The organism is Acinetobacter gerneri DSM 14967 = CIP 107464 = MTCC 9824, assembly GCF_000368565.1.
GTDB classification, from domain to species: domain Bacteria; phylum Pseudomonadota; class Gammaproteobacteria; order Pseudomonadales; family Moraxellaceae; genus Acinetobacter; species Acinetobacter gerneri.
In genome coordinates, this window is sequence record NZ_KB849553.1 from 62,791 (window position 1) to 79,472 (window position 16,682).

Genomic DNA, 16,682 nt, shown 5'->3' on the forward strand with positions numbered 1-16,682 from the left:
TCCAATTGCGAGTTGAAAAAGTCTAATGATTCTATGAATACACCTAACTTTTTCAACTAACTACAAGTGTGTTGCACTTGGGATTTGAATCTGCGAAACATAAATGTGTATTTGACGCTGTTGGATTTAATTAAAGTAATAAAATAGCCTAAGCTTTTTATGTTTTTTAATTTTAAATAGACAGTCTTTTATTCCGGAGGTGTTGCATTTTTATTTAATGATGATTGTTTGATAATTAATATGAGAAAATATTTAATGGTCTATTTGTTGGATTTGGTTAATATTGTAGGGGATAGTTTTATTTAAAACCAACTTGTTACTTACTTGTTCTTTGTAAGTTGACAAAAATAACTAGGGTCTGTTGACATTTGTTGCCTAAAAAAATAGCGAGATAGTAAAATTAAATCGCCAAACCCAATTTTACCCCCGCTATGCCTCGTACAATGCTGAATGATCAACACTGGTCTAAGTTACTTTCTATTTTCCGTCACTTTAATATTTATCTCAAACTAAATTTAAGAAATTTTATCGAAGCTATTCTATTTCGTATCAGAACAGGTTGTCCTTGGAGAGATTTACCTCAAGAATTTGGTAAGCCAAACTCTATCTTTAAGAAATACAATCGTTGGTCTAAAAATGATAAGTTTATGAATATTTTTAAATTATTTAGTAAACATGCTGATAAAGAATGGATATTTATTGATGGTAGCCACGTACGGGCACACCAGCATTCTTCAGGTATTAATAATCAAGATATTTCCAAAAGTATCGGTGGTAATAGTTCAAAAATACATTTAGCAGTTGATTCTAATGGTAATCCCATTGAGTTTATTATTTCAGATGGAACTTCCCATGATATTAAGATAGCCCCTGATCTGGTATCAAAATTAGATTTAACTGAATCAGAAATATTATGTGCTGATAAAGGTTATGACTCAGACAACTTCAGGACTCAAATTGAGCAAACAAAAACTAAGTCAAATATTCCTAGAAAATCAAACACTAAGTCTAACAATGATCATATGGATTGGCATATCTATAAAATCAGGCACTTAGTTGAGAATTCATTCTGTAGGTTAAAACAATTTAGAGGAATTTCAACTCGATATGACAAGCTAAAGCGTAATTATCAAAGTGCTGTCGCTCTTGCTTGTATATTTATTTGGTTACCATTGTAGGTTAAGTTCCATACTGCAAATGTCAACACACCCTAATCATGCGAAAAAGTTTTTTTAGTTAACAGAGGCTTTGTTGCACAAAGATTTGAAATGCAAAGCGCCCCTAATTGAGCCAAATTTAAGGCGTAACTTGGGTAAGTGGGCGACCTAATTCCGTAAATCTGTTAAGGACTGCTACACGTGCATGGATCTCATTCACTTGGCTATCAAAACTCCTTGCACTGAGTTTATCTCCTAATAATTTGATGCAATGCATCTTAGTTTCAACCAAACTTCGCCGATGATAGCCTGACCATTTTTTCCATAGTGTCCTGCCTAAACGTTTAATTGCTCGAAGTAATTCATTTCGCTCTAGCGAGCTACTCTTTGTATCTTTCCATGGTTTCGCATTTTTTCTAGGTGGAATCACCGCATGCGCTTGCCGATCTGCAATGACCTGACGGCATTGCTTGGTGTCATAAGCTCCATCGGTATAAACAGAGTTAATCTGCTCATCTTGTGGAATCTGATTAAGTAAATCACCAAGCACCTGTGAATCACTGATATTATTGGTTGTAAGCTGAACTGCTCGTATTTGTAGGGTTTTAGCATCTATACCAATATGAAGTTTACGCCATTGGCGACGATATTCAGGTCCATGTTTCTTGCGTTTCCATTCGCCCTCACCTAGAAACTTCATGCCTGTAGAGTCCATGAGTAGATGCAGCCCATCGCTACTTTTTTGGTAGCTGATTACAATATCAATATGCTTTTGTCTTCTACAAAGCGTGGTGTAATCTGGAGCTATCCAATTTAATCCGCAAAGTTTAATCAGACTTTGCACAAAGCCAGTGACCATACGTAAAGACAGACGGAATAAGGATTTAATCATTAAGCAGCATTGGATGGCTGCGTCGGAGTAGGTTTGATTTCGCCCTTGTTTGCCTTTTGATGGAGCATACCATTGCGTAGCAGGATCAAACCAAATGGCAATATTTCCGCGACTCATGAGTGCTCGGTTATATGCGGGCCAATTGGTTGTACGGTAGATTTTGTGTGCAGGCTTCTTCATTTGAAAATTATATCGCTGAAAAACCCTTTACAGATAGGTTTGTGCAACAAAGCCATTCTATATTCTTTAATATTACTTTTTATAAGCGTTATATACCTGTAAATGAAATATTAAATAATATACAATAAGGCTGATTAATAGGGTTAAATATGAGAGCAATATGGCTATATCTAAATATAGTGATCTGCAGGAATTTAAAATAAAACTAACAGATTGGTTATTCTCATTAAGAGAGAATCAGCAAGATTTTTATAGTGTATTTTTTTCATATGGAGATAAAAGTATACGCTGTCGTGTTTGGAATGCAGTGGATAAAGATTACGATAAAGTAGTTAAAAGAACTTTGAATTTTATCGATAAATTATATGAAAAGAATAACCGGCTTCCTGAATTTTTAAAGTTTGACTTTGCAAAAAATATTGAAGAAAGAAAATGGACAGATCTTGTTAAAGAAGTAAGTGAGCAAAAACATAATAATCATTATCGAAAAGGAATTGCTTTTGATGAAAATTTAAGTATTTGCTTTTTGGAGCAAGAGATTTATGCAAAAGCAATTATTCGAGGAGTTGTATATAATGAGCCCAATTTTTTTGATGAAAAAAATCTAAATGATGCTATTAAAAAAAAATATACCAATGTTAAGGCAAATTATTCGCTAAATAAAATTGAAAAAGTCTGGGTGTTTGATACACAAGCTGTTTTTTTTGAAAACAACCAGTTGATTGATTTAATGTCTACGGGTCCAGAAAATGGTATACGTGTATTAAAGGGTAATAAAAAAGAACATATAAAAGAACTTGTTTTAAATAATGCCAAGTTTTTACATAATGAAATTTTAGAGAGTGGGAGGCTGGTTTATGGCTATTTCCCTGCCTATAACCGGGAAATTAAAAGTTATAATACAGTTCGTCACTGTACTGCCATATATGCCTTACTTGAAACATTGGAAGTCTATTATAATGAAGCATATCTACCGAAAATTAGAACTGCTATGCAGTATGCCATTGATCATTTATATAAAGAGGTAGATGGAAAAGCCTTTATGATTGATGGTAATGAACCTGATCTAGAAATTAAATTAGGTTCAAATGCCGCTGCAATTTTTATGTTTGCTAAATATCAGGAAATTATTGGCGACTCAAAATACCAAAAGTATGCCGAAATGCTTGCTGAAGGCATTCGCTTTATGATTGATGGTAAAGGGGAGACGACACATGTATTAAGTTTCCCATCACTTGCAGTCAAAGAAAAGTTCAGAATTGTTTATTATGATGGGGAAGCTGCTTTAGGTTTACTCAGACTCTATCAAATTAATCAAAACCCAATTTTGCTTGAAACTGTTAAATTAATGTTTGAGCATTTTATTACTAAAAAATATGATAAGTATCATGATCATTGGCTAAGTTATTGTACCAATGAGTTAACTAAGATTTGCCCAGAAAAAAAGTATTTTGAATTCGGTTTAAATAACTATTTAAAACACATGGATTTTATTAAAAATCGTAAAACAGCATATGCAACATTTTTAGAAATGATGATGTCTGCATATAAGATGGTGGTGCGATTAAAAGAGCAAGGATTTACCAATTTAGTTAATATGGCTAAATTCGATGAACTAAAAGACTTAATAGAACTACGAGTCGAATTTCAAAGAGCAACAGGGTACTTTTATCCTGAAATGGCAATGTATATGGCTAAGCCTGAAAAAATTCTTAATGCATTTTATGTAAGGCATGATCGTTTTAGAACACGTATCGATGATCAGGAACATAATTTATCTGGGTATGTGGCTTATTTAAATTATTTTATTTAGAGGTTGATAATGTTCTTTTTTCTAAGTGCAGGAATTGGGGAAAAGCTAACCGGTATTGAGCATGCGATTTTAAAAAGAAAACATGTTTTTGATAGCTGTAGTTTAGCGCATAAGATTGTAACCTTAAATTACAACGCTAATTATTTAAAGAATTTAAATATCCATCATATTCGAGCCGATAGTTTTCTGAATTTATATGACGATTACCAATATTTAATTTTTGCTGCTTTGAGATCAAATACTTTAGAAGATTATTTGAGTCATATTGCAGGAGAGGTTACCCTAGAAAAAAACAATGCCAATACAGATGTAAAAGTATATATAAATGGGAATTACCTATTTTATATCCACTTTTTCTCAAATGGGAATATTTCATACATTAATTATTTTGATAAAGCGAGAACGAAATTCAAGCGAGCTTTGTATACGGAGTCAGGCTATTTATCTAAAGAAATCTATTTAGAGAAAAACCAAGTCAAATCATGTCTTTACTATAATCAGCAGGGGATTGTGGTTTTAGAGGAGCACTACACCCAAGATAATCAGCTTAGTTATTTAAGTCTAAAAGAATCCAATGGTTCATCTTGTTTTTTTCAAGATCGTGATCAGTGGATTAAGCATTGGTTTCAAAAAATTATCACCTCTTATAAGCAGCCCGTTTTTTATGTCGATAAAAACAGACTTTATAATCATATTTTAGTGGAGTTAAAGTCTCCTGCATTTAAGTTAATTTCGATTTTCCATAGCGTGCATGTCAGTAATCCTCAGAAGATGGGAGACGGGCGAATTAACTCCAATTACAAAATATCTTTAGCAGAAACAAATAAATTTGACGGTTATATTGTATCCACAGAGCAACAGCGGCAGGATCTTTGGGCACGTTTTGGTTCAGAATTAAAAATTTGGGTGATTCCTCCGACATTTGCCCACATAGAATCTGAACTCACTGTCAATGCCGTAGCATCCCCATTCAACGTCATTTCTGTAGGGCGATATTATGTAGAAAAAAGACTTCATCATATTATTCAGGCTGTTGAAATTTTAAAAGAAAAGTATCCTGAAATTCAGCTTGATCTTTATGGTTTTGGTGACTCTAGAGATAACTTTATATATGAAAAAGAAATTCGCAAATATGTAGATGATCACGACTTAGAGACGAATGTACATTTCAAAGGCTATGTGCACAATATCTCGGACAAAATCCGAAATGCACATGTCTCTGTTGTGGCGAGTACAATAGAAGGTTTCTGTATTGGAATTTTGGATAGTTTAAGTGTAGGAACGCCTGTAGTGGCCTACGATATTAGGTATGGTCCAAATGCACTAATTGAACAAAATCTTTCTGGTGTTTTAGTTGAAAATGAAAATATTCAAGCCTTAGCTATTGCAATCGAGCAATGCTACTTAAATCCACATATGAGAACCCATGCGATTAAGTCGGCGAAAAAATATGATTTGAATGGCTATAAAAAGAAATGGTTAGATCATTTGTTGGAGTTGAGTTATGTATAACTATTTAGTACAAAAAAATGGTGCGTTATTGCCGCATTCCAAACCCCAACACGTCGATTTTTCTGACCAAAATGAAGGGCTAGGTCCACTTTTGGTGCTTTATGTAGTTTATAAGTTATTAGATGAACGTAAGTTAAGTTTGGATGATAGCGTCGAGATTACAGAGACGGCCCTCCAAGAAAGAGGGCGAGGTGTTGTTGGTTATGCATTACATGATAAAGTCAATTTATTACAAGTGTTAATGCATTACAAAGTAACAGCGGGTGTAGATTCTCTATTTCTTTTGGCTCAGCATGTTTATAATAAGACCCAAAAGCGCATGAGCCATTATTTTGAAGAGTTAATAAAAAAACATAACTTGAGTCCAAATAGTGCCAAAAATCTTTCAGGTAAAAAGAATTCAAAATTTATTCAGCAATATACCTTAAATGATGTGCTTAAAATCGCTGAATTAATGACTCAAATTAATCCCTTTTATCTGCAAATTTTAACGCTGGGTAAAATTGCATATAAAGCTAGAAATTTTCTAAGCCCAACATTTTTACTCGATCAAGGCAAGGTTAATTACTTTTTCAGCTTTTTTAATATTTCCATAGCATGGCAAAAGCATACATCATCTGATTTTACGATTGTCATTACACAGGGAATAGAGAGTAGTTTTCAACAAGATTCTGTGATTGAACGGCACTTATTGGGCCATGAAGGGCTGGATCGACTTATTTCTGATTTAAATGTAGTGACTACCCTCAAGCAAGATCGTGCCATTGTAAATATTATTGGCGATACCTATTTAGGCGAATATTACACTGAGCGACGTCGTAAACGAAAAGTGTTTGATCCTCTATTGAATCATGGCTATGACTATAGCTTTGAAAAACTAAATTTTTTTTTAAATGCAGCCGATATTAATCTAGCCAATCACGAAGCATGTTTTGTAAATAATCAAATTCAATCTCCCTTGGTTGGATTGAAAAAATTTATATTGGGTGCACAGGATGTACCAACAGTCAATGCGCTTAAAAAAGCCAATATTCATTATTTATGTTTAGCCAATAACCACACTGCTGACTTTGGTGCAGTAGGTTAAAAACGTTGCAAAATGCGCAAATACATTATGTAGGAGTGGGAGAAAATGAGTTTGAAGCATGCACGCCCATGAGAATTCAGATTAATGGTCGTATTATTTCTTTTTATTCTGGCTATTGGCATCGAGCCACTAACGAAAAAATATTTAAATTTTATGCCACACCTTCATCTTCTGGTGTTGCGACCTTAGAAAGTGTTTTGTATGAAGCAGTTGCATTAGAAAAGCAAAAATATCCATCGCATTTTATTATGGTGTTGGCACATTGGGGAGTAGATTTCTTACCGACTCAAGCCTATCAAAAAATACTCGCAAACCGATTGGTTCAACAGGGGGCAGATTTGATTCTAGGTCATGGTGCTCATACTGTACAGTCGATGGAAACGATCCAAGATTCAACCGTTATTTATAGTTTAGGTAATGGTATTTTTAATAGTGATGGTGAATATGATGGTTATCCAGATGCTTTGCCATTTGGCATGATTGCACAATTGATTTTTGAGAAAGATAGTTTAAATCTACGCCTATTGCCAATTCAATCTAATAACCGTGAAACCATGTGGCAACCCGATTTTGTACAATTAGATGATTTTAATCAAGTGGCTGATTATTATGGAGATATCGATTTTAATGCTATTAACCGCGCGCAATGGCCCTATTATTTTGAGAAAAAAATTCTCTAGTTTAGCGGGACTTTAATTTTTGATAATGTTCTTTAATGATCTGAATTTGTTGATCATTAAAGCCTATATTACGTTGCCCACCACTGCCGTCACAGCCACCTTTACTTGCCATCAAGTTAGTGGTGTCTTTAAATTTTGCACCTTTAACACAAACATGACGTAAACCAAAGGCATGTCCCATTTCATGGGGGAGAGCAGCTTGAATGTTGTAATTTAGTCGCTCCCAATCAAGTAGTATGATAGGTCGTCCATTGTTATGAAAGCCCCAACTATCTGCTGCTTTAAATCCTGATTTTGAGCTGTAGCTATCAAAAATAAATATATAAACTTCAGCTTCTTTACTCTTTGATGGAAAGCACTGCCGGAAAATTTTAATAAGTGCCGGTCGTTCCATAGGTTTAGGGCTTTCTAAAAGATGGCTGAGTTTGCAGTTTAATTGTTTGAATTTTTGATATGGAATGTATTTATTTAACTCGAATTTAAAAATGGGTTGATTTTTCTCAGTGACAAAATAGCGATTTAAAATATCTACTTCTTTTTTGATTTGGCTTGGGTTATCAAATTTTTGGGCTTCAACATGGGGTGTGGCAAATATAAAATTGACTTGAATAATAGGAAGAGCCATCGCATATTCTCCAATTAAGAGCAGAGGAATGGTCGCGAGTTTTTTTATATTCATAAAATTTCTCTTATTTGTCTGTTGTATTTTTTTAATTGATCTGAGGTTTGCCTTTGCTAACAATGATATTCCAAATTTTGTTGGAATGAAGCTAGTTTTTTTAAGCATGATTGTAAGCGTCCGCTGAACTCCATGCCTATTTTTTAATTTGAGTTGGATTTCCAGCGATGTGGCAGTAATTCTTCTATTTGGGTCGCTTTATGTGTCGGCAGCCTATTCAGCTTTGCTGACTGGATTAATGTCATAATATTGGCTGCTCGCTGACCGCTGCGCAGCGAACCTGCAAATAACCAGTTCTTACGTCCCAACGCCCAGGGGCGCATCTGGTTTTCCACCCAGTTATTGCAAATCGGTAGATTGCCATCATCCAGATAGCGGCTTAAAGCTGGCCAACGCTTCAGAGTGTAATTGATCGCCTTGGCGGTTGGAGAACTCGATGGCACAGTCAGTTGATGTTGGTTGAGCCATTCATACAGTTGTTGCATCACCGGTTGACTATGCTGTTGTCGGTATTCGCGGCGCTGTTCTGCTGTACCATCGGTCTTTTTCCTGAGTTCTGCTTCTATCGCATACAGTTTCTGAATCAGCACTAATGCCTGTTCAGCGACCTGACTTTTTTTGGTCACATGCAGTTCATGGAATTTACGACGCGCATGCGCCATGCAGCCCACCTCAATGACCTAGCCTGATTTAAAGCGTGCTTTATAACCACTGTAATCGTCACAGACCAGATGACCCTGCCAGCCATTCAGGAACGCTTCAGCATGCTGACCTGAACGGCTATCCTGAAAGTCATAGATCACGGCTTGAACTGGATTGTACTGTGTGGTGGCATAGGCCCAGACATAACCTTTCTTCGGTTTTTATTATTCTCACCCATCCGCATGATGGTGACCGGTGTTTCATCTGCATGCAGCACCTGCTGTTGTAGTACCACCTCTTTTAAGGCATTGGCCAGAGGTTCCAGTTCTACACCGCAGCGACCTATCCAGTCAGATAAAGTTGATCTAGAAAGTTCGATTCCCGCCCGCTGATAGATCAGACGTTGACGGTACAGCGGCAAATGATCGGCATATTTCGATACCAAAACATGGCTGAGCAGTTCAGGTGAAGCAATGCCTTTATCAATCACATAGGCGGGCATCGCTTGCTGAGTCAGAGTGTCACACTGATCACAGACCCATTTGCCACGCACATGCTGTTCCTTATAGAACTGTGCCGGTCTGAAATGCAGTTTTTCACTGACATCTTCGCCGATACGACGGAGTTGGCAGCCACAAGCACATTGGGTTGATGCAGGTTCATGCTCAATACGGATGGTGTGTAGATGATCTGGCAGTGGTCGACGTTTAGGTTTGTTGACTGTGGCTTTCTGTGCCGCTGCATGGGTTTTATCTGCATTTAATCGTTCTAATTCCAGATCAACGGCTGCGATATCTTCTTCGACCGCCTCATCCCACAGATGGATTTGTTTTGCGGTGAGATGTTCGTTTTTACTGCCGAATTTATGCTGTTTAAACAGCGCCAGTTCATGCTCGTATTTTTGATACCCCAACCTTGGCAAGAGTCACCGACATAAAATACACTAAATAACATAATTGGTATTTTAATAAACTCTATATATAACAGTTATATAGAGTTTTTTATTTTGTGTGGTGTAATTTAAGGTAGGGTGGGGTACTTTGATTTTTGGTCACTAATTTATTGTGATTATCAACAATAATAACCAACATACACATGCTTAATCTAAAGGTGTTTTACTGACTGGTATAATTTTATAATGAGAGGGGTATTGCCTGGGGCTACGGTTTCTGTTTTGCCTTTTGGCGTAAGACGTACAAATATAAGCTTTCTACTTTTTCACGTGCCCATGGTGTGGTACGCAAGAATCGCAATGATGATTTAACACTTGGGTCTTTGCAAAAACATCTAATTTCAATTTTACGACTTAAACCTTCAAAGCCACCGTAGTAATCCAATAATTCATCCAAAATGTCAGCAAGTTTTTTGCCGTGTAAAGGGTCATTGGAGGTGTTCATAATAGATCAATCGTATTTTGGGTGGCCATTATTATAACCTGGGCTAGTTGGAAAACTAGAGAGTTGGAATGTAAGTAATGATGGACTGAATAGCCACCAAAATTCTGGAGCACACCCAGCCATCGGGTGATGCATCATATATATGACTTGGTAATCCCATTTGCTGTGTAGGAAAGTTTTTTCTTAATGGGTCACCTTTTAATGGAAGTAGGTAAGAGGAAAGCTCTAAACCTTTACGGATCGCTTTAGCACTGTATTCAAAGGCAATTAATGGTCGACCTGTGATTGCTGTTGAGGAGACCAGTGTACCCTAAATTCACCCCATCCATTGTAGTAAACATTAAGTTTTTTGAGCATGGATTTATTTCCTTTTGATACGTTGGCGAGCCGTATTGCTCTCATAGCGAAGAATGTCATCTACACTGTTTAAATGAGGTTTGAAGAGTTCCTCTAATTCTTTTAATCGGCCTAGTACCATGGCAACGCGTATTAAATTTTCAAATGAAACATTTCGACCAGCTTCCAGATTGGATACTGTATTCATACCAATACCAGCACGTGCAGCGACGTCTGTCTGAGTCATTTCCAGATAAAGTCGTTCTTTACGAAGCCTCTCACATAATAATCCAACAACTTCTTCAGGTTTTCTGAATTTTAAATCCATAATATTGGGTCCTATGTCCATATATGTCTATTAAACTACAAAATAATGGAGTTATAAAATAAACCAGTTGATCGGTAAGAAGGTGCTTTATTGGCCTGATTAGATCCTATTAGATTAAAGAAATCTAATTAGACATTTACAATCTAATAGAATCTAATACAATCTATGGTAATAAATAAATCATTGCCGAGTAATTAAAATGATGACCATCTCCAATGACCCTTGGCACTTTCCACGTACCGAATTGGCGAAACAAATTTTAGGCATGTTTGAGACTGGACTAGCTAGTTCTCTGACTTTTTTTGCCCCACGCCGGATGGGAAAAACTGAATTTTTACGAAAAGATATTACGCCACTAGCAGAACAGCTTGGATGGCGCGTTTTTTATTTCAGTTTTTTAGATGCAGGCCTGCATAGTGAAGGGCAGTTTGTAAAAGCTCTTGATGAGTTTTCAAAACAAAATGGCTTAATGGGGAAAGCCACACATTGGATTAAAAATATTGGTTCTTTAAGTACAGAGGTGGCAGGGGTAAAAGCTGAAGTGACACTTCTACAAGGACAAGTGAATTCCAGTATTTTGTCTAGCATTACTAAACTGGCTCAGCAGGGAAAACCTATTTTACTGTTACTTGATGAGATTCAGGCTTTAGCTAGTTCAAAATATAAAACCACGATTGCCAGTTTACGTACCGCTTTAGATATGCATAAAGAAACAATAAAGGTGATTTTTACTGGTTCAAGTCGAGAAGGCTTGAGACAAATGTTTTCTGTGAGTAGTGCTCCATTTTTTCATTATGGACAGAATTTACCTTTTCCAAATCTAACAAAAGCATTTACAGATCATCTGGCAGATGTATTTAATCAGACAACAGGACGTAGTTTGAATAAAGAAATTTTATGGCACGCTTTTTTAGATATGAAGCAAAGTCCTCAACTAGCAAGATCATTAGTGGAGCGTTTAGCCTTAAACCCAATGCTGGCTATAGATTTTTCCAAGGAACAGCTTATAGCCGATACAATGGGGCATCGGGACTTTTCGGGATTATGGGGAGAGTTTAAGTTATTAGAACAGCTAATTTTAAAAGCCATAGCGGAATCACAAGTTGAACTTTATAGTAGTCAATTTAGACAACATCTGGCTGATTCGATTGGTGTAGATAACATTGCGGTATCAAGTATTCAATCGGCCCTACGTTCTTTATCAAAAAAACAAATTCTTTTTAAACCAGAAAATGGTACTTATGAAATCGAGGATGCTCTTTTTAAAGAATGGATTATGGATGAAGCATAATTTTGAAAACTCATTTGGATGAAAATTAACTGTACCAAGTTTGTCGGAGAATTTTTATTTAAGTATTTGATTCATAGAAATTATTTCAATATAATCGGTGTCTATGAACAGAGAAATTCAACAAAGACTCGTATGAGTTAAATTATTTGAAGAAAATGATGCTGGCCTAGTTTGTCGGAGATGTGGCATTTCTAGACCAATGTTACGCAAGTGGTGGAAACGATATTCTGAGCAAGGTATTGATGGATTAAGTAGCCAGAGTAGACGTCCCTTAAAATCACCAAACACTAAAATCAATGCTGAGCTAGAAGCCTTAATATTAGAAATGCGCTCAGCTAGAAATTTTGGTGCTCGACGTTTGCAAACAGAATTGATGAGGCTGCACGGAGTCTCGTTGTCCTTAGCGACTATCCATAAAGTACTATCCACCCATCAAGTCAAACCGATTAAAAAAATTCCGTCGTAAAGCAGATTTCATTCGTTATGAACGCCCATTACCAGGCGATAGAATTCAAATAGATACCTGTAAACTGGATCCAGGACTATATCAGCAAACATCTATCGATGACTGCATACGATATCGCGCTTTAAGGATATATAAACGCCGAACAGCAGCGAATACTCTCGACTTTTTAGACTGCATAATTGAAGAAATGCCTTTTCCCATACAGCGAATACAGACAGATCGTGGGCGGGAATTCTTTGCTGAAAAAGTACAGAAAAAAATGATGCAGCATGGAATCAAATTTAGGCCAAATAAACCAGGTTCACCTCATCTGAATGGCAAGGTAGAGCGTTCACAAAAAACTGATAAATCTGAGTTCTAAGCTACTGTAGATATCGATTCTGAGGATATCCAAGACAAGCTAGCTGAATGGCAGCATTACTATAACTGGATGAGACCACATTCAGCGTTGAAAGGTAAAACACCGATGGAGAGGTACTTTGAATTATGTGAAGAAACTCCTTTCTCAGATGAAGTCCAGAAGCAATACAACCCCTCAAATGAACGGATTCAACATGCCAATTACAAGATGGATCTAGAGATCGCTAAATTGAAATGATCTCTATGAATCACACATAGAAACAATGCTAAAACTTTTGACCCCATTTGGTTTAAAATTAACTGTTGTGAAGAAATGATCACTTTCTATCAGGATATTTTAGATCTCAATGAACTGTTTAACTTCTCGAATTTGATTGTCTTTATTCACAATATTCCTATTGAGTGAGTCGAATCTGTGCTCAGGTTGAGCAGTTCGGCTACTGTTCTGAAATGACAGCTTTGTCTGTTATAATTGTATAAACATTTTGGTGTCTGGTAATAATGTCCTTATTGATCAATTTTCTATCTCGCTTTAGTACTGCAACTCTTCAGCGCAGTCTGAGCTATGCTAAACACATTGATAGGGAAACAATTGAGTTCTTTGAGGAAAATGATGATGTCACGATGTATGCTCAAATTGAAGGGACAGATTATTACGATACCGCGATTACCTATAATCCCCAAAAAGACCGTTTAATCGATGACGACTGCACTTGTCCGGTTGGATATAATTGTAAACATGCTGCTGCTTTAGCGCGGTTATTCTTTCAGGAATATCGCCAGGAATTTCAGCAGCGTTATGCTGACTCTCAATCCCCGCAGGGAATCGCAAAACGCCAACGTGGGGATGATCAGGCACAGCGCTGGTTGAATGATTTTAAACGGTATTTACAACAGACTGAACCAGAGCAATCTGTCAAAACAAACAATTATTTAATTTACCTGCTAGATCAGTCGGTCAGCTTAAAGAAATTGACAGTTGATGTTCAGAAGGCCAGACGCAATAAAAACGGCTCAATTGCGGGGGAAAGTTATTATACCCAATATGAAAATATCACCAGAAAGCATCTGACCTTACCTGAACAAAAACGACAATTATTTAACCAGATTTATTATTACGCCAAAATAAACAGCGACGAACGCTTTTATCAAAGCAATCTTGATATCTCCAGCATTTTATTGGAGCATTTCAAATCTTTTATTCAAAGTGGCGATGTATACTGGCAAAAAAAGAGCCATACTGCACTTCAATGGTCAGAACAAGGCTATCACATCGAACTGATCTGGCAACAAGGTGTAAACAAACAGACAGAGCATTTAAATATTGAATTGGTCAATGGTGATATTCGACTCGATTTAAAATCAAATCCACATATCCAAATTCTCGCTAGCCAGCCACCGTGTTATGTGGATATTCAACAGAACACGGTGGGCCAGTTATATGGTGAATATACGGCAAATCTTCTGTACCATTTTTTACAGATGCCTGATCTTCCATCTATGCTTTTGCCAGAGTTTGAGAAACTGACTCATCAATATTCAGACGTGAAAAATCTGCCTCAGCCCGAGTCTATTCAGCATATTGATGTCCTTGAGGGTAGTCCCCAGCCAATTTTACGCTTCGGTGTTTTAGATAAATTTGATTGGAAATGGGAAGAGTCTGTTTGTGCTGAAATTGAATTCTCCTATGCAGGCGGGCGGATTAAAGCAGGTACATCAGGTGACAGTTTCATTGGTGAGCAGCATGACAAAATGGTGCGACAGCTTCGGGACTTAGTTCAGGAACAACAGTCAATCCAGCGTTTACAGCTATTGGTCGAATCACTGAAGTGGGTGAAAGATCTTAGTTATGATCAGCAATTAAAACTGGATAAACAACGTCTCGATTCTATGGTTTTTGCTTTCTATGGAGACTGGATCAAACAGCTGATGCCCATCAATCAAATTGAGTTAATAGGCTGGCAGATAGAGCATCTGGAAAACAGCCCCTTTAACCTGCAATATGTTGAAAATTTAAATATTTCTATCACTGAATCTGAAGGTCAGCAGGACTGGTTCAATATCGGGGCGACGGTTCAAGACAGTGCAGGCAATTCTTATAATTTGCTTGATGCGCTCGTAGCTTTGGTGCGAGTAAATCCTGATTTACTTGATCCGCGGACTTTTATTCATCTGCATGACAGTCAAATTTTCACCGTGAAAACTGCAGTTGATCAACCTGATTTGGCTCTATCCGCTAGGGATATTAAGCCGGTATTGTTGCATCTGCAGAGCATTTTACAGCAAGAAGAGCGCAGTATTGATCGCTATGATGCGAGTCAATTATTAGAATTGCAGCATAATCTTGGGATGACATGGCAGGTCAGTGATCGCCTGCAGCAATTTGTACAGAAATTCAAACAAGGCTATCAGCAACAACTGCCGACACCACAAGGTTTTCAGGGGGAGTTGCGTCCATACCAGCAGCAGGGCTTAGGCTGGTTACAGTTTTTAAGGGAAACCCAGCATGGCGGGATTCTGGCAGATGATATGGGCTTGGGGAAAACAGCACAAACTTTAGCCCATTTACTCATGGAAAAGCAGGCTGGATATTTGCAGGATAGTCCCGCCTTAATTGTTGCACCCACATCGCTGATGCATAACTGGTTCAAAGAAGCGGAGAAATTTACCCCAGAGCTCAAGGTATTGCTGCTACAGGGGCCCGATCGCCATCAGTATTTTGAGCAGATTCCGCACTATGATATTGTGTTAACCACCTATCCGCTTCTGGCGAGAGATGAAGAGCAACTAAAGCAATATGAATATCATCAACTCATTTTGGATGAGGCGCAGAATATCAAAAATCCGCGCGCCAAAGCTGCACAGGTAGTACGGCAATTAACAGCGCGACATCGTCTATGTCTAACCGGTACACCTATGGAAAATCATTTGGGTGAGCTGTGGGCACAATTTTATTTCCTGATGCCAGGATTTTTATATTCACAAGAAATTTTTAATAAAAAGTACCGTCATCCGATTGAAAAGCGCGGTGATGAGCAGTTAAGACAAAAGTTGGTCAACCGGATTAAGCCCTTCATTTTACGTCGCTTGAAAACTGACGTAGCCAAAGAGTTGCCAGAAAAAACCACGATTGAAGTCAATATTGATATGAATGACCAGCAATCCAAGTTATATGAGGCTGTTCGTGCCACGATGCAGGCAAGCATTCAGAAAATTGTGGCAGAAAAAGGCTTTAAACGTAGTCAAATCCAAATTTTAGATGCCTTACTGAAGCTACGTCAGGTGTGCTGCCATCCTAGCTTACTGAAACTGGATTCAGTTAAAACCGGGCAGGCTCACTCAGCCAAACTTGAACAGTTGATGGATATGGTCGTTCCAATGGTGGAAGAGGGGCGAAAAATTCTTATCTTTTCTCAGTTTACCTCAATGTTGGAACTGATTGAGCAGCAGCTCCATCACGCAGAAATTGGCTATGTGAAACTGACTGGAAAGACCAAGAAACGGGATGAAGCTATTACTGCATTCCAGTCTGGACAAGTGCCGGTATTTTTAATCAGTCTGAAAGCAGGAGGGGTCGGTCTGAATTTAACCGCCGCAGATACAGTCATTCACTATGATCCATGGTGGAACCCTGCTGCTGAAGATCAAGCTTCAGATCGTGCATGGCGGATTGGACAGGACAAGCCGGTATTTGTGTATAAGCTGATTACCAATAAAAGCATAGAAGAAAAAATTCTTGCCTTACAGCAAAATAAAGCAGAACTAGCACACTCTATTCTAAGTACAGATCATGAGGGCGAAGCGAAACTGACGGAAAATGACGTGATGAACTTGTTTGAGAAATTTTAGTTTGGTTTCAGAT

General features: G+C 37.4%; 9 protein-coding genes and 4 pseudogenes. 7 read left to right on the forward strand and 6 right to left on the reverse strand.

The features are described 5' to 3' along the window. The first annotated feature begins 431 nt into the window (after positions 1–431). Positions 432–1,178, forward strand: coding sequence for an IS5 family transposase (locus F960_RS20595; protein ID WP_004855273.1), 747 nt, complete (start codon positions 432–434; stop codon positions 1,176–1,178). Positions 1,179–1,296: 118 nt separating this feature from the next. On the opposite strand, the gene F960_RS20600 is transcribed toward F960_RS20595, so the two are convergent. Beyond that, positions 1,297–2,229, reverse strand: a complete 933-nt coding sequence (locus tag F960_RS20600) for an IS5-like element ISAba12 family transposase (protein ID WP_020846600.1) — start codon at positions 2,227–2,229, stop codon at positions 1,297–1,299. A gap of 160 nt (positions 2,230–2,389) precedes the next feature. Between F960_RS20600 and F960_RS20605 the strand changes: the two genes are divergently transcribed. The 3 genes and pseudogenes from F960_RS20605 (at position 2,390) to F960_RS23070 (ending at position 7,321) form a co-directional block, all read left to right on the forward strand. Continuing rightward, the gene (locus F960_RS20605) at positions 2,390–4,042 is read left to right on the forward strand and encodes a hypothetical protein (RefSeq protein ID WP_004871303.1); all 1,653 of its coding nucleotides are present in this window, start codon (positions 2,390–2,392) and stop codon (positions 4,040–4,042) included. A 9-nt stretch (positions 4,043–4,051) separates the two neighbouring features. Then, positions 4,052–5,554 carry a glycosyltransferase gene (locus F960_RS20610; RefSeq protein ID WP_004871305.1) on the forward strand — a complete coding sequence of 501 codons (1,503 nt, stop codon included), beginning with the start codon at positions 4,052–4,054 and terminating at the stop codon, positions 5,552–5,554. 454 nt (positions 5,555–6,008) lie between these two features. Continuing rightward, positions 6,009–7,321: pseudogene (locus F960_RS23070) on the forward strand (CapA family protein). A 1-nt stretch (position 7,322) separates the two neighbouring features. Here the strand turns inward: F960_RS23070 and F960_RS20620 are convergent. From F960_RS20620 to F960_RS20635, 5 genes and pseudogenes are all read right to left on the reverse strand, one after another. After that, positions 7,323–8,000, reverse strand: coding sequence for a hypothetical protein (locus tag F960_RS20620; RefSeq protein WP_004871313.1), 678 nt, complete (start codon positions 7,998–8,000; stop codon positions 7,323–7,325). A gap of 143 nt (positions 8,001–8,143) precedes the next feature. After that, positions 8,144–9,546, reverse strand: a pseudogene (tnpC, locus tag F960_RS20625) (IS66 family transposase); the annotation flags it as partial. Between the two features lie 256 nt (positions 9,547–9,802). Continuing rightward, entirely contained in the window at positions 9,803–10,039 is a 237-nt protein-coding gene (locus F960_RS20630) for a VF530 family protein (RefSeq protein WP_004871320.1), read from the reverse strand. A gap of 115 nt (positions 10,040–10,154) precedes the next feature. Next, positions 10,155–10,396, reverse strand: a pseudogene (locus F960_RS22005) (type II toxin-antitoxin system HipA family toxin); the annotation flags it as partial. A gap of 4 nt (positions 10,397–10,400) precedes the next feature. Next, positions 10,401–10,703 (reverse strand): helix-turn-helix transcriptional regulator, encoded by a 303-nt coding sequence (locus F960_RS20635; RefSeq protein WP_004871322.1) that lies wholly within the window; start codon positions 10,701–10,703, stop codon positions 10,401–10,403. A 199-nt stretch (positions 10,704–10,902) separates the two neighbouring features. Here F960_RS20635 and F960_RS20640 point away from each other — a divergent pair, with 199 nt between their 5' ends. The 3 genes and pseudogenes from F960_RS20640 to F960_RS20655 all read left to right on the forward strand — a co-directional run bounded on the left by F960_RS20640 (position 10,903) and on the right by F960_RS20655 (position 16,669). Continuing rightward, positions 10,903–11,994: an ATP-binding protein gene (locus tag F960_RS20640; protein WP_004871324.1), complete on the forward strand. Its 1,092-nt coding sequence runs from the start codon at positions 10,903–10,905 to the stop codon at positions 11,992–11,994. Between the two features lie 103 nt (positions 11,995–12,097). After that, positions 12,098–13,058: pseudogene (locus tag F960_RS22010) on the forward strand (IS481 family transposase). A 263-nt stretch (positions 13,059–13,321) separates the two neighbouring features. Beyond that, a complete protein-coding gene (locus tag F960_RS20655) occupies positions 13,322–16,669 on the forward strand; it encodes a DEAD/DEAH box helicase (protein ID WP_004871326.1) in 3,348 nt (1,115 codons plus the stop codon). Positions 16,670–16,682: the final 13 nt, after the last annotated feature.

Bases quoted from the DNA above. Each gene is read 5' to 3' on its own strand.
- F960_RS20635 (WP_004871322.1), bottom strand. From the start codon at position 10,703: ATGGATTTAAAATTCAGAAAACCTGAAGAAGTTGTTGGATTATTATGT.
- F960_RS20610 (WP_004871305.1), top strand. From the start codon at position 4,052: ATGTTCTTTTTTCTAAGTGCAGGAATTGGGGAAAAGCTAACCGGTATT.
- F960_RS20600 (WP_020846600.1), bottom strand. From the start codon at position 2,229: ATGAAGAAGCCTGCACACAAAATCTACCGTACAACCAATTGGCCCGCA.
- F960_RS20605 (WP_004871303.1), top strand. From the start codon at position 2,390: ATGGCTATATCTAAATATAGTGATCTGCAGGAATTTAAAATAAAACTA.
- F960_RS20655 (WP_004871326.1), top strand. From the start codon at position 13,322: ATGTCCTTATTGATCAATTTTCTATCTCGCTTTAGTACTGCAACTCTT.
- F960_RS20640 (WP_004871324.1), top strand. From the start codon at position 10,903: ATGATGACCATCTCCAATGACCCTTGGCACTTTCCACGTACCGAATTG.
- F960_RS20620 (WP_004871313.1), bottom strand. From the start codon at position 8,000: ATGAATATAAAAAAACTCGCGACCATTCCTCTGCTCTTAATTGGAGAA.
- F960_RS20595 (WP_004855273.1), top strand. From the start codon at position 432: ATGCCTCGTACAATGCTGAATGATCAACACTGGTCTAAGTTACTTTCT.
- F960_RS20630 (WP_004871320.1), bottom strand. From the start codon at position 10,039: ATGAACACCTCCAATGACCCTTTACACGGCAAAAAACTTGCTGACATT.